This window comes from Pseudomonas simiae, from assembly GCF_900111895.1.
Classification (GTDB): Bacteria; Pseudomonadota; Gammaproteobacteria; order Pseudomonadales; family Pseudomonadaceae; genus Aquipseudomonas; species Aquipseudomonas simiae.
In genome coordinates this window covers 111555-124824 of the sequence record NZ_FOKB01000012.1, presented here as the reverse complement: position 1 = coordinate 124824, position 13270 = coordinate 111555, and the positions used below count along the sequence as shown (strand labels likewise).

The following is a 13270-nucleotide window of genomic DNA, read 5'->3' as shown; positions in this document are numbered from 1 at the left end:
CGCGCCACCAGCGTGTTCAGGTCCACCGCCAGCCGCGACAAATCGTGACTCGCGGCACTGGTCTGATTCGCCCCCGTTGACGTCTGGTGCGCCAAATCGCGAATGTTCATCAGATTGCGATCCACCTCACGCGCCACTGCCGCCTGTTGCTCAGACGCGCTGGCAATCACCAGGTTACGCTCATTGATCAGGGTAAATGCCGAGGCAATTTCCTCCAACGCCGTGCCTGCCGACTTGGCGATATCCAGCGTGGAGCGCGCCCGTGTATTGCTCTGCTGCATCGAGCTGACCGCCTGATCGGTACCCTGCTGGATCCCGCTGATCATCTGTTCGATTTCCTGGGTCGACTGCTGGGTGCGGTGGGCCAAGGCGCGCACCTCGTCCGCAACTACCGCAAAACCACGTCCGGCATCCCCGGCACGTGCCGCTTCGATCGCCGCATTCAGCGCCAGCAGGTTGGTCTGTTCGGCAATCGAGCGGATGACGTCCAGCACCTTGCTGATGCCATAGACCTTCTGCGCCAAGTCCTCGACCTGCGTCACGTTGTCGGTCACATCGGTGGCCAGCGCTTCAATCGACACCACCGTCTGCTGCACCTGCTCACGCCCACGCTGGGCGATGCGGTCGGATTCGCGCGACGCCTGCGACGTGGCCACTGCATTGCTTGCCACCTCTTCGACCGCGGCGGTCATCTGGTTGACGGCCGTGGCGGCCTGCTCGATTTCCTGGCTCTGTTGATGCAAGCCACGCGTCGCGTCCTCCGTGACGCAACTCAGCTCTTCGGAAGCCGACGCCAGTTGGTTCGACGATTCGGATATGCGCCGGATGGTGTCACGCAGATTTTCCTGCATGCTCTTGAGCGCCTGCTGCAAGCGCGCCGGTTCGTCGCGGCCACGGACACTGATCTCACCGGTTAAATCGCCGCTCGCGACGCCCTGGGCCACTTTCAACGACTGTGCCAGCGGCAGCACGATACTGCGCGTCAGCAATACCGCCAGGCCAATGGTGACCAGCGCCGTGAGCACAATCATGCCGATCACCCAAATGCGCGACTGGCTGAATACGCTTTGTGCCAGGCTTGCGGCCTGGTTGGCACTGGTCTTGTTCAAGGTCACCAGTTCGCGCAGCGTCGCCGCCATTTCGTCAGCCAGTTGGTTCATTTCGCCGTTGACCACCCGGATCGCATCCTCCAGTTGATTGGCCTTGGACAAGGTCACCACCTGCTCCTGACGTTCGAGGTAGCGCGCCTCTTCGGCCTTGAAGCGATCAAATAACACTTGTTCGGCGGGCAATACGATCAAGCCCTGATACAACGTTCGAGCGCGATGCAGGTTGGCTTTGATTTCAGTGAGTTTCTGTTCATTCTGCGCCAGCGCCTGGGGGTCGCGGTTGACCAGCAGGCGCAACGTCAGCGCACGGATGCGCAGCAGGTCCTGACTCATATCCCCCACCGCCATCACGCTGGGCAGCCAGTTGTTTTCCACCTGATCCGACTGCTGCCGCATATTGGCCATCTGCAACAGGGCAAAGCCGCCCAGGGCAAACACCATCAACGCCAACACGCCAAACCCCAATCCCGCGCGCGGGGCGATATTCAGACTTCTGATACTCATGCCTTGGCTCCTTCCAAACGCGCTGCATCCATTTGCAGCTGGCTCTTGAAAGTTATCGGCCCGTTACGGCCGTTGCGTAAGACCAAAACGCGATATCAACGGGCTGCACCCTCTTGGTTCGCTTTAGGCAGGACGGCAAGAAAGTTATCCCGCGCAACTTTTTGCGCCACATCCTCAGGCAAGGCATCGAGAAAAGGGTCAAAGCGGCGCATCTCCTTACCCAGCTTGTTGAACCGCCCTACGACATCCGAGCCCAGCATAAAGCGCTCCGGGAAGCGTTCCACCAGCTTTACCCACTCCGGGCGAGGCTGGCCTGCGTCATCGAGCAGATACGGCGTGAGCATGCTCCAGGACAGGTCAACATACAGGTTGGGATAAGCCTCCAGCAGGCGGCTCAAGGTGGGCAGCAAAAAGTCCATCTGCACCTGGTGGCGGTGGATTTCCTTGCTGGTGCCGGCATGGGCCCAGATAAAGCGCGTGTGGGGATGGTTGCGCAGCGGCTCCTCCACTTCGGCGAGGTACAGCGGGTTACGCTCGCGTTTGGAGGTGATGTTGGAGTGCAGCATCACCGGCAGGTCGTTTTCCGCTGCGAGGTGATAGATGCGGGTCATGGCTTCGTTGTTCGCGCGCGGCGTGTCGCCCGCCGTGATGGCCGTGAGGTCGTCATGGCGCGTGAAGACTTCGCCGATGCCCTGCCACAGCCCTGGGTTGAGGTCGAGCATGCGCTGGATATGGGCATCCGAGTTCTTGTCGTTAGGATTGAAGCCCGACAGGAACGGATGAAAGTGCTGACGCTGTTCAGGGGTCAGCTTGTTGACCGCTGCCGCAACGATCACGTCGGTGGCGCTGTACCAATAAGCATCGGCGTCATCACCGGCGTAATAGCGTGGACGCTTGGGTTCGTCTTCGTGCCACTTCTTCGCGACCGGAATGCCGGAAATCATCACATGCTCAATGCGGTTGTCGGCCATCGCCTTGAGCAGCTTGTCCATGCCCGCCGTTTCCTGAAAGAAATCAACGTAATGCAGGTGCGCATCGCTGTAGGCATAGTCGCGGGCCTGCGCAACAAGGCTGCCGGCGGTGAACAACAGGGCAAGCGTCAGACGGGTCCAGGGCACGGTAACACCTCGATAAGGGCTGATACGGGTAGACCTTGCGCGCCCCACCGGGGTTCATCCGGCAAAAAACGCGGAACACCGAAGTGCCAGCATGCTCTATAACTGCATGACCTTCATCCTGTCACCCTGTGAGGTTTACCATGCCTGTTACCGTAAATACCCTGAACCAAGACAACTTCCGCCATAGCGTCAATATCAACAACCATGAGTTGTTTACCGACCTGCCCAAAAGCCTGGGCGGCGATGATTCGGCGCCCTCCCCCCACGACTACTTCGACGCCGCGCTGGCGTCGTGCAAAGCATTGACCGTCAAGCTCTACGCACAGAAGAAAGACATCCCGCTTTCCGGCGTAACCGTAGAAGTCACCCATGACGCCGCCGAAGAACAAAAGGGTAAATACAAACTCAACGTCACGCTGACGCTCAAGGGCGTCCTCACCGACGAACAACGCGACGAGCTGCACCGTGTGGCGGATCGCTGCCCGGTGCACAAGCTGATGACCACCGCCGACGTCAGCATTGAGACGAAGCTGTCGGAAGGTGCCTTCAGCCAATAGCGGCAACATCCTACCGAGCGGGTTATGCTCAGCAGCATCCAACCCGCTCAGATTGGGACGCACCATGACCACCCTCACCGTGATCCGCCCTCGCCCCGAAGATGTCGAAGGCCAACCGATCCTGCGCCCGCTGCCGTCGCGAGAATGCCGCAGCGTCGGGCCTTTCGTGTTTTTCGACCATATGCTGCTCACCCGTTATGCACCGGGCGACGGCATGAATATCCGCCAACACCCGCATATTGGTCTGTCCACGCTCACTTATCTGTTCGAAGGCGCTTTGCAGCACAAAGACAGCCTGGGTTCGGACCAGGTGGTGCAAGCCGGCGATGTCAGCTGGATGACCGCCGGCAGCGCGATTGCCCACGTCGAGCGTACACCCGAGGCGCTCAAGGCCAGAGGTTTCAGCCTGCACGGGCTGCAAGTCTGGCTGGCATCACCAAAGGACCACGAAACGGGGCCGGGGCATTACAGCCATCACCCGGCCGCGAGCCTGCCGGTGAGTGACAACCTCGGCGTGCAGATCCGCCTGATCGCGGGTGATGGTTTCTGCCTCAAATCGCCGGTGCCGGTGCTATCGCCCACGTTGTATGCCGAGGTACGCATGCAAACGGCCACGACCCTGCTGATTCCTGATGAGCATGAGGAACGGGCGGTGTATGTGCTGGAGGGCGAGGCGCAGTTGGAGGGGGAAGCATTGGAGGTGCACAGCTTGGCGGTACTGCCGGCCGGGCAGGAAATGACACTGTTCGCCGAGAGCGATTGCCACCTGATGGTGTTTGGCGGCGCGCCACTGGATGGGCCACGGCGGATTAGTTGGAATTTTGTCGCGAGTGATCCGGCGGTGATCGAACAGGCCAGGCAGCGCTGGGCGGCTGGGGATTGGCCGACGGTGCCGGGTGAGTCCGAAAGAATTGAATTGCCTGTGAGATAGCATTCGCGAGCAAGCCCGCTCCCACACTCGACCGCGTTTGCCCTGTCGGAGTGCGGTCGAATGTGGGAGCGGGCTTGCTCGCGAAGAGGTCCGAACAAGCGCTAGAGATTTAGCCCTTGAACACTTCATCCAACAGGTTATGCATCGACTGGAACGCCCGCTTGGCAGTCTTCGCGTCGTACATCATTTTGCCCGGCACGTTTGCATGCGGGTCGGTGAAGGAATGCACCGCGCCGCCGTAGCTCAGCAATTGCCAATCCACGCCCGCCGCGTTCATTTCATCTTCGAACGCCGGCAGTTGCTCTTTGGGCACCAACGGGTCGCAAGCGCCATGCAGGACCAGCACAGAGCCTTTGATGTTCTTCGCGTCCGCCGGGTTCGGCGTGTCGAGGGTGCCGTGGAACGAGATGGCAGCCTTGACCGGCACACCGGTACGCGCCAGTTCCAGGGAGCAGCAACCGCCGAAACAGAAACCAAAGGTCGCCAGTTTCGACGTATCAACGGCGGCCTCGGTCTGGCCCTGCAGTTGCTCGAATGCCGCCTGCATGCGCTTGTTCAACAACGCACGGTCGTTCTTCAGCGGCATCATCGCAGCGCCGGCCTCATCACCATTCGAAGGGCGCACAGTCTGGCCGTAGAGGTCGGCGATCAGTACCACGTAGCCCTTGCCGGCCACGCTTTTGGCGATCTCCTCAGCCCCCGCACTCACTCCCATCCAGTTCGGCGCCATCAGCAGGCCCGGCAGCGGGCCCTTGTGGCTGGCATCGAACGCCAGGCGGCTTTCATAGGACTGGCCATCAATCTGATAGACCACGGAACGTACAGTGACTTGGCTCATCGTTTACTCCAGTTGAGGTGAATTAACCATTCGGCGCAACGTGCTCCCTGTTGGAGCGCCAGAACGAAAAAACCCGCCGAAGCGGGTTTTTTTACTTCAGGGTCAAACCGACAGTTCAACCAACAGCTTGTTCAGGCGGCGCACATAGGCGGCCGGGTCTTTCAAGCTGTCGCCAGCGGCCAGGGCCGCCTGGTCGAAGAGGATGTGCGACAGGTCGCCAAACCGCTCTTCGCTTTGCTCGCCGTCGAGTTTCTCGATCAGCGGGTGTGCCGGGTTGAATTCGAAGATCGGCTTGGAATCCGGAACCTTCTGGCCACTGGCTTCGAGGATCTGGCGCATCTGCATGCCCAGGTCCTGCTCGCCGATCGCCAGGATCGCCGGGGAATCGGTCAGACGGTGCGACACGCGCACTTCGCTGACGGCATCGCCCAGGGACGCCTTGATCCGCTCAACCAGGCCTTCTTTGGACTTGGCGACTTCTTCGGCTTCTTTCTTCTCTTCTTCGGAGTCGAGGTTACCCAGGTCCAGGTCACCACGGGCCACGTCGACAAAGGACTTGCCATCGAATTCGTTGAGGTAGCTCATCAGCCACTCATCGATACGGTCGGTCAGCAGCAACACTTCGATGCCTTTCTTGCGGAAGACTTCCAGGTGCGGGCTGTTCTTGACCTGGGCGTAGGTTTCGCCAGTCAGGTAGTAGATCTTGTCCTGACCTTCCTTGGCGCGTGCCAGGTACTCGGCCAGGGACACAACCTGCTCGCCGCCCTCTTCATGCGTCGAGGCAAAGCGCAGCAGGCCGGCGATTTTTTCCTTGTTGGCGAAATCTTCCGCCGGGCCTTCTTTCATGACCTGGCCGAAGTTTTTCCAGAAGCCTTTGTATTGCTCAGGCTCGTTCTTCGCCAGTTTTTCCAGCATGTCGAGTACGCGCTTGGTCAGCGCCGACTTCATAGAGTCGATGATTGGATCTTTCTGCAGGATTTCCCGCGAAACGTTCAGCGACAAATCGTTGGAGTCGACCACGCCCTTGATGAAGCGCAGGTACAACGGCAGGAAGGATTCCGCCTGGTCCATCACGAACACACGCTGCACGTAGAGCTTCAGGCCTTTCGGCGCTTCACGCTGGTACAGGTCGAACGGAGCACGCGCCGGTACGTAGAGCAGCGAGCTGTATTCCAGCTTGCCTTCGACCTTGTTGTGGCTCCAGCTCAGCGGGTTTTCGTAATCGTGACCGATGTGCTTGTAGAACTCCTGGTATTCCTCGTCCTTGATCTCGGTACGCGGACGGGTCCACAGCGCGCTGGCGCGGTTGACCACTTCCCATTCCTGGGCTGGAGCCTCTTCGCCTTCAGCGGCAGCCTGTTCTTTCGGCAGTTCGATCGGCAGGGCGATGTGATCGGAATACTTCTTGACGATGTTACGCAGGCGCCAGCCATCGGCGAATTCGTCTTCACCCGATTTAAGGTGCAGGACGATACGGGTGCCACGGTCGGCCTTGTCGATAGTGGCGATTTCGAATTCGCCCTCACCTTTGGACGACCAGTGCACGCCTTCGCTGGCGTCGAGGCCGGCACGGCGGCTGAACACTTCTACTTTGTCGGCCACGATGAAGGCCGAGTAGAAGCCCACGCCGAACTGGCCGATCAGGTGCGAATCTTTCTTCTGGTCGCCCGACAGGTTTTTCATGAAGTCGGCAGTACCGGATTTGGCGATGGTGCCCAAGTGGGTAATCGCGTCTTCGCGGCTCATGCCGATGCCGTTGTCTTCGAGGGTGACGGTCTTGGCGTCCTTGTCGAAGCTCACACGGATTTTCAGTTCGGCGCCACCTTCCAGCAACTCAGGCTTGGACAGGGCTTCGAAACGTAATTTGTCGACAGCGTCAGAGGCGTTCGAGATCAATTCGCGAAGGAAGATTTCCTTGTTGGAATACAGCGAATGGATCATGAGGTGCAGCAGTTGCTTCACCTCGGTCTGGAAGCCCAGGGTTTCCTTTTGAGTTTCCACACTCATGGTCATCAAACTCCAATTGGATGGCAGTGGCCGCGCCCTTGAGGGTTGGCGGCGGGTTGTCATCAAAGTTGGGGGCTAAGACCAGGATTTCAAGGGCGGCTCGATTCCTCGATCTTGAAATGCGCGCGGGCGGTGGCGATGGGTTCTGCGGCAGTGCTTTGCCAGGCAGTGATCGCGACGTTTGCCACCCGTCGGCCTTGACGCCAGACCTGGCATTTGGCGTAGGTGTCGCGAAACTGCCCGGCGCGCAGGTAATCCAGGGAGAAGTCGATGATTTTCGGAATGCCCGGCGCACCGGTGAAGACCAGCAGGTGCAGCGCGGCGGACAGCTCCATGAAGCCGGCGATCACGCCGCCGTGCAGTGCCGGCAATATGGGGTTACCAATATTGTCCTTGTTGGCGGGCAGCCGGAACAGCAGCTCATCCCCCAGCCGAGTGCATTCGATACCGATGAGCTTGGCGTAGGGGATCAGGTTGAGCAACGCCTCATAATCGCCGCGCTCATGGGCCTGTTCCAGGCGGGTCTTGAATCGGTGCGTCATGCCTGCGCTCCCTTGATCGTGTTGCCCAACCCTTGCGCACCCTTGAGGCGCTTGCCCATGCGCATAAACGTGCCCACCACATGGGCGATGGGTTGTTGCGGATCATCCTGATAGGCAAAGCCACGGGTGAAGATCACGTCGGTGGTCACCCGGTAGCATTGGGCGAAGCCGTACACCGGCTGGTGTGGCGCAGCGGGATGCATGTAGTCAACACGCAAGTCGAGGGTCGGGCACACCTCGAATTCCGGCAATACGCAAAGGGTGGCCATGCCACAGGCGGTGTCCATCAGGGAGGTCAGCGCGCCGCCGTGGATCACGCCCGACCGGGGATCGCCCACCAAATGCGGGGCGTAGGGCATGATCAAGGTAATGCCCTCCTCGCTGGCCTGATGAGCGGTAATGCCCAGCACCTGGCAATGGCGCAAGGCCGAAACAAAGCGCGTCGCGCGCGCCAACAGGGGATTTTCGGTCATTCGTTAAAGACTCTTATTAATGTTGATCCGCGAAATCGAGGGTCCGGACAAAAGTTCCGGTTAGGCAGCGATTTATATATCTATGGAATAAAAGGAACTAATGCCGAACCGCCATGCTCGAAAGCCAGTAGATATCTTCAATAAGGAGAAACACCCATGCGCAAGACTTTAGCTATTTCCATGATGCTCGCCGCTGCCCTCGGTCTCGCTGCCTGCGACAAGAAATCCGAAGACAAAGCCCAAGACGCCGCCGCGCACTCTGAGCAAGCTCAGAAAGACATGGCGAAGGCTCAGGATAAAGTGAACGACGCTGCGAAAGAAAACGCCGATGCTGCCAAAGCTCAGGCTGAATCGAACGAAGCCGCCGCAAAAGAAGCAGCACCTGCTACCCCTGCCACCGGTTCTTGAGACCGCGGCTTGAAATAGCTTGGCTGCAAAAAGAAAGCCCGCTTAGATAGCGGGCTTTACTTTGTCTGGGGTTTTTATCTGAAGGTTTAGTTAAGCAGCTTCTTTAACCGCTTCCGGCGGCGGTGTGTCCGTCTGCGTATACACCATCACTTGCAGCACGTCGGAATGAAACTCCCGACGGTACAGCACCAACACCACCCCACTGCTCATCAACATGAACAACCAGGGGCTGACAAACCACGCCAGCATGGTCATGCCGAAGTAGTAAGAGCGCAGGCCGAAGTTGAACTGGTTGGCAGCCATGGAGATCACCCGCGCCGCGCGCAGGGCAAACGCATTGCGCTCCTGCTCCGACACATGCCGCTCACCGATCATCGGCGCCGACCCCACCAGCACCGCCGCGAAATTGTACTGTCGCATGCACCAGCTGAATGTGAAAAACGCATAGACGAACACCAGCGCCAGGCACAGCAGCTTGATCTCCGACATGCCCTGGGAAGCCTGCTGCACCATGGGAATATCCGCCAGCAACGACACCGCGCGCTCGGAAGCGCCGAGCACGGTGAGAATGCCGGCGAGGATAATCAAGGTGCTGGAGGCGAAGAACGAGGCGTTGCGCTCCAGGTTACCGATCACGCTGGCGTCGGCGATGCGGTTGTCGCGCAGCAGCATGCGGCGCATCCAGTCTTCGCGATACAGATGCAACACACTGGCCAGGCAGGCTGTGTCGCGGGCTTTCCAGGCGGCGTAACGGGTATAGCCGCCCCAGCACAGGACGAACCAGAGGGCGGCGAGCAGGTGGATCTGATTGGCTTCGACGAACGACATGTGGGTCCTGTTACACATAAAATGGAGTGGCGGGCGCGGTCCAAATGTGGGAGCAAGCCCGCTCCCCATTTACCGAGCTCCAACTTTAGAAGGTTGTTGTCTCATAAGCATAAAAAATGCCCCGTATCGATTGATACGAGGCATTTCAGTACAGCGGAAAACGTGACTTAAGCGATCGCTTCGCTGCGCTTGCCCAGCATACGATCAACCGCAAACGCCACAGCCAGCGTCATCACCGACGGCACCAACCACGCCAGGCCCTGCTCGCTCAGCGGCAGGTTGGCCAACTGTGCAGGCATCCAATCCGCCAGGCCAGCGCCCTTGAGCGCATCGATGCAGCCAAAGATGAACGACACCAGCATCACCGGGCCGACAATACGACCCTGCTCTAGCCAGAAGTCTTTGCAGAAGCTCAACGCCACCAGCACGATGCACGGTGGGTAGATCGCGGTCAGTACCGGGATCGAGAAGGCAATCAGCTTGGTCAGACCCAGGTTGGACACGAACAGCGAGAACAGCGCCAGGATCACCACCAGGGTCTTGTAGGACAACGGCAGGATACGGCTGAAGTACTCGGCGCAGGCACAGGTTAGGCCGACCGCCGTGACCAGGCACGCCAGGGAAATCAGCACAGCCAGGAAGCCGCTGCCCAGCGAGCCAAACGTGTGTTGCACATAGGCGTGCAATACCGCGGCGCCATTGGCAGCACCGGCGGCGACTTCATGGCTGCCCGAGCCAAGGCGGAACAGGCTGATATACACCAGTGCCAGGCCCACACCAGCGATCAGGCCGGCAATGATGGCGTAGCGGGTAATCAGCTTCGGCGACTCGACGCCACGGGAGCGAATGGCATTGACGATCACGATGCCGAAAACCAGGGCGCCCAGGGTATCCATGGTCAGGTAACCATTGATGAAACCTTGGGAGAACGGTGCAGCCACGTATTCCTGGGTAGCGACGCCCACGTCGCCGGCCGGCAAGGCAAATGCGGCGATACCGAGGATGGCCAGCGCGATGATCTTCAGCGGCGCCAGGAAGCGACCTACGGTGTCCAGCAGTCGACCTGGGTAGAGGGAGACAAAAAACACCACCAGGAAATACACCGAGCTGTAGAGGAACAGTGCCAGCGGGCTTTCGCCGGTCAGCGGCGCCAGGCCCACCTCGAAGGATACGGTCGCAGTACGCGGGGTGGCGAACAGCGGCCCTACCGCCAGATACGCCGCCGCCGCCAGCAGGCCGCCGGCGATCTTGCCGATCGGGCTGCTCAGCGCGTCCATACCGCCACCCACCTTGGCCAGGGCGATCACAGTGACCACCGGCAAACCCACTGCGGTGACCAAAAAGCCCAGCGCTGCCATCCAGACATGAGGCCCGGACTGCAAACCAACGATAGGCGGGAAGATGATGTTGCCGGCGCCCACGAACAGGGCAAAAGTCATAAAGCCCAACGCCAGGACATCCTGGCTTTTCAACACTTTCATTTGAGGAAATACCACACTACTGAATCGGAATTTAGAGAGGGATTCCCTATGGATGAGGGAAATACTGCCGGCCCTTATGGGAGCCGACCGGTCTAGCGCGGGGCTTCCTTTTGGGATGCGCACGCATAAAGAGGCGGCTAGCCTAACGAATTTGCGGGTCAAACGCACTGTTGGGGGGCGAACTGTCCGATAAGCGACATTTTTATGTCGCGTTTTCATATCTAAATTTTGAAATGCGACCGGATGTGGGGGCGGGCTTGCTCGCGAAAGCAGTGTATCAGCCACTCGTAAGTTGACTGACACGCCGCTTTCGCGAGCAAGCCCGCTCCCCCACTTAGATCTTCACCAACTTCAGAATGCACAAAGGCCACCCGAAGGTGGCCTTTGTGTGGTGAAGCGTCAGTTAAGCGCGAGGCTTACTTGACAGCCCAACCGGTCAGCTCGGCCAGCGCCTTGCCGATGTCTGCCAGCGAACGCACGGTTTTAACGCCTGCGTCTTGCAGCGCAGCGAATTTCTCGTCTGCAGTGCCTTTGCCGCCAGAGATGATTGCGCCAGCATGGCCCATGCGCTTGCCCGCAGGGGCAGTCACACCAGCGATGTAGGAAACAACCGGCTTGGTCACGTGTGCCTTGATGTAGGCAGCCGCTTCTTCTTCAGCCGAACCGCCGATCTCACCGATCATCACGATCGCTTCGGTCTTCGGGTCTTCCTGGAACAGCTTCAGGATGTCGATGAAGTTCGAGCCTGGGATCGGGTCACCACCGATGCCGACGCAAGTCGACTGGCCGAAACCGGCGTCAGTCGTTTGCTTGACAGCTTCGTAGGTCAGGGTGCCGGAACGGGAAACGATACCGACTTTACCTGGCAAGTGAATGTGACCTGGCATGATGCCGATCTTGCATTCGCCTGGAGTGATCACGCCTGGGCAGTTAGGGCCGATCAGGACTACGCCCAGCTCGTCGCACTTAACTTTAGCGTCCAGCATGTCCAGGGTAGGAATGCCTTCGGTGATGCAAACGATCAGCTTGATGCCGCCGAATGCTGCTTCCAGGATCGAGTCCTTGCAGAAAGGAGCTGGAACGTAGATCACGCTGGCGGTGGCGCCAGTGGCAGCTACAGCGTCTTTCACAGTGTTGAACACTGGCAGGCCCAGGTGCTCGGTGCCGCCTTTACCAGGCGTTACACCACCGACCATCTTGGTGCCGTATTCGATGGCTTGCTGGGTGTGGAAACTACCTTGCGAACCGGTAATACCCTGGCAGATAACTTTGGTGTCTTTATTGATCAGGACGCTCATTATTTGCCCTCCGCAGCTTTGACAACTTGTTGAGCAGCGTCGGTCAGGCTGGTAGCCGCGATGATGTTCAAACCGCTTTCTGCCAGTACTTTAGCGCCCAGTTCAGCGTTGTTGCCTTCAAGGCGAACAACAACCGGGATTTTAACGCCGACTTCTTTCACTGCACCGATGATGCCTTCGGCAATCATGTCGCAACGAACGATGCCGCCGAAGATGTTGACCAGTACTGCGGCGACGTTGGAGTCGGACAGGATGATCTTGAAGGCTTCGGTTACGCGTTCCTTGGTAGCACCACCGCCCACGTCGAGGAAGTTGGCTGGTTTGCCGCCATGCAGGTTGACGATGTCCATGGTACCCATGGCCAGGCCAGCACCGTTGACCATGCAACCGATGTTGCCTTCCAGTGCTACGTAGTTCAGTTCGAACTTGGCGGCGTGCGCTTCGCGCGGATCGTCTTGCGACGGATCGTGGAAAGTCTTCAGCTTAGGCTGACGGTACATGGCGTTGGCGTCGATGTTGATCTTGGCGTCGAGGCAGTGCAGATCGCCGTCAGCCTTGATCACCAGCGGGTTCACTTCCAGCAGGGCCAGATCGTGATCCTGGAACAGTTTGGCCAGACCTACGAAGATCTTGGCGAACTGGGCAACTTGCTTGCCTTCCAGACCCAACTGGAAAGCCAGCTCGCGACCCTGGAATGGCTGAGCGCCCACCAGTGGATCGATAGTGGCTTTCAGAATTTTTTCTGGGGTTTCGTGAGCGATTTTCTCGATGTCCACGCCACCTTCGGTGGAAGCCATGAACACGATGCGACGGCTCGAACGGTCAACGACAGCGCCCAAGTACAGCTCTTTAGCGATATCAGTGCACGATTCAACCAGGATCTTGGTGACTGGCTGGCCATTGGCATCAGTCTGGTAAGTCACCAGACGCTTGCCCAGCCACTGCTGTGCGAAGGCTTTGGCGTCTTCTTTGCTGCGAACCAGCTTAACGCCGCCCGCTTTACCGCGACCACCAGCGTGGACCTGGGCTTTGACAACCCACTCGGTGCCGCCGATTTTGTCGCAAGCTTCTGCTGCTGCTTCCGGGGTGTCTACTGCGTAGCCCTTGGAAACTGGCAGGCCGTATTCAGCGAACAGCTGCTTACCCTGATACTCGTGAAGATTCATGCTTTTTACC

General features: G+C 59.0%; 13 protein-coding genes and 1 pseudogene. 3 read left to right on the top strand and 11 right to left on the bottom strand.

Annotated elements, in window-relative coordinates; all coding sequences use genetic code 11:
* The 3 genes and pseudogenes from BMZ57_RS30300 to BMZ57_RS26770 form a co-directional block, all read right to left on the bottom strand.
* On the bottom strand, positions 1-692 hold a 692-nt coding region (locus BMZ57_RS30300; RefSeq protein ID WP_437438500.1), incomplete at its 3' end, for a methyl-accepting chemotaxis protein.
* A gap of 198 nt (positions 693-890) precedes the next feature.
* Positions 891-1550: pseudogene (locus tag BMZ57_RS30295) on the bottom strand (MCP four helix bundle domain-containing protein); the annotation flags it as partial.
* 158 nt (positions 1551-1708) lie between these two features.
* A complete protein-coding gene (locus tag BMZ57_RS26770) occupies positions 1709-2731 on the bottom strand; it encodes an amidohydrolase family protein (RefSeq protein ID WP_010211709.1) in 1023 nt (340 codons plus the stop codon).
* A gap of 140 nt (positions 2732-2871) precedes the next feature.
* Here BMZ57_RS26770 and BMZ57_RS26765 point away from each other — a divergent pair, with 140 nt between their 5' ends.
* Both BMZ57_RS26765 and BMZ57_RS26760 read left to right on the top strand, forming a co-directional pair.
* Complete coding sequence (locus BMZ57_RS26765) at positions 2872-3288, top strand: OsmC family protein (RefSeq protein WP_021492563.1); 417 nt, start codon at positions 2872-2874, stop codon at positions 3286-3288.
* A gap of 64 nt (positions 3289-3352) precedes the next feature.
* The gene (locus BMZ57_RS26760; RefSeq protein WP_069672562.1) at positions 3353-4219 is read left to right on the top strand and encodes a pirin family protein; all 867 of its coding nucleotides are present in this window, start codon (positions 3353-3355) and stop codon (positions 4217-4219) included.
* 109 nt (positions 4220-4328) lie between these two features.
* Here the strand turns inward: BMZ57_RS26760 and BMZ57_RS26755 are convergent, their stop codons facing one another.
* The 4 genes from BMZ57_RS26755 to BMZ57_RS26740 all read right to left on the bottom strand — a co-directional run bounded on the left by BMZ57_RS26755 (position 4329) and on the right by BMZ57_RS26740 (position 8079).
* Complete coding sequence (locus tag BMZ57_RS26755; RefSeq protein WP_021492553.1) at positions 4329-5057, bottom strand: dienelactone hydrolase family protein; 729 nt, start codon at positions 5055-5057, stop codon at positions 4329-4331.
* A 102-nt stretch (positions 5058-5159) separates the two neighbouring features.
* Positions 5160-7064 carry a molecular chaperone HtpG gene (htpG, locus tag BMZ57_RS26750; RefSeq protein WP_010211718.1) on the bottom strand — a complete coding sequence of 635 codons (1905 nt, stop codon included), beginning with the start codon at positions 7062-7064 and terminating at the stop codon, positions 5160-5162.
* A gap of 89 nt (positions 7065-7153) precedes the next feature.
* Positions 7154-7606 carry a PaaI family thioesterase gene (locus BMZ57_RS26745; protein ID WP_010211720.1) on the bottom strand — a complete coding sequence of 151 codons (453 nt, stop codon included), beginning with the start codon at positions 7604-7606 and terminating at the stop codon, positions 7154-7156.
* Positions 7603-8079: a PaaI family thioesterase gene (locus BMZ57_RS26740; RefSeq protein ID WP_010211722.1), complete on the bottom strand. Its 477-nt coding sequence runs from the start codon at positions 8077-8079 to the stop codon at positions 7603-7605. The genes BMZ57_RS26745 and BMZ57_RS26740 overlap by 4 nt, the downstream gene beginning before the upstream one ends.
* Positions 8080-8235: 156 nt before the next feature.
* On the opposite strand from BMZ57_RS26740, the gene BMZ57_RS26735 reads away from it, so the two are divergent.
* Positions 8236-8487: a hypothetical protein gene (locus BMZ57_RS26735; protein ID WP_010211724.1), complete on the top strand. Its 252-nt coding sequence runs from the start codon at positions 8236-8238 to the stop codon at positions 8485-8487.
* Positions 8488-8577: 90 nt separating this feature from the next.
* On the opposite strand, the gene BMZ57_RS26730 is transcribed toward BMZ57_RS26735, so the two are convergent.
* The 4 genes from BMZ57_RS26730 to sucC all read right to left on the bottom strand — a co-directional run bounded on the left by BMZ57_RS26730 (position 8578) and on the right by sucC (position 13260).
* A complete protein-coding gene (locus BMZ57_RS26730) occupies positions 8578-9315 on the bottom strand; it encodes a DUF599 domain-containing protein (RefSeq protein ID WP_010211727.1) in 738 nt (245 codons plus the stop codon).
* Between the two features lie 167 nt (positions 9316-9482).
* On the bottom strand, positions 9483-10796 hold the full coding sequence (brnQ, locus tag BMZ57_RS26725; RefSeq protein WP_010211728.1) for a branched-chain amino acid transport system II carrier protein: 1314 nt from the start codon (positions 10794-10796) through the stop codon (positions 9483-9485).
* 416 nt (positions 10797-11212) lie between these two features.
* Positions 11213-12094, bottom strand: a complete 882-nt coding sequence (sucD, locus tag BMZ57_RS26720) for a succinate--CoA ligase subunit alpha (protein WP_003172813.1) — start codon at positions 12092-12094, stop codon at positions 11213-11215.
* Positions 12094-13260, bottom strand: a complete 1167-nt coding sequence (sucC, locus tag BMZ57_RS26715; RefSeq protein WP_003233235.1) for an ADP-forming succinate--CoA ligase subunit beta — start codon at positions 13258-13260, stop codon at positions 12094-12096. The genes sucD and sucC overlap by 1 nt, the downstream gene beginning before the upstream one ends.
* Positions 13261-13270 lie beyond the last annotated feature (10 nt).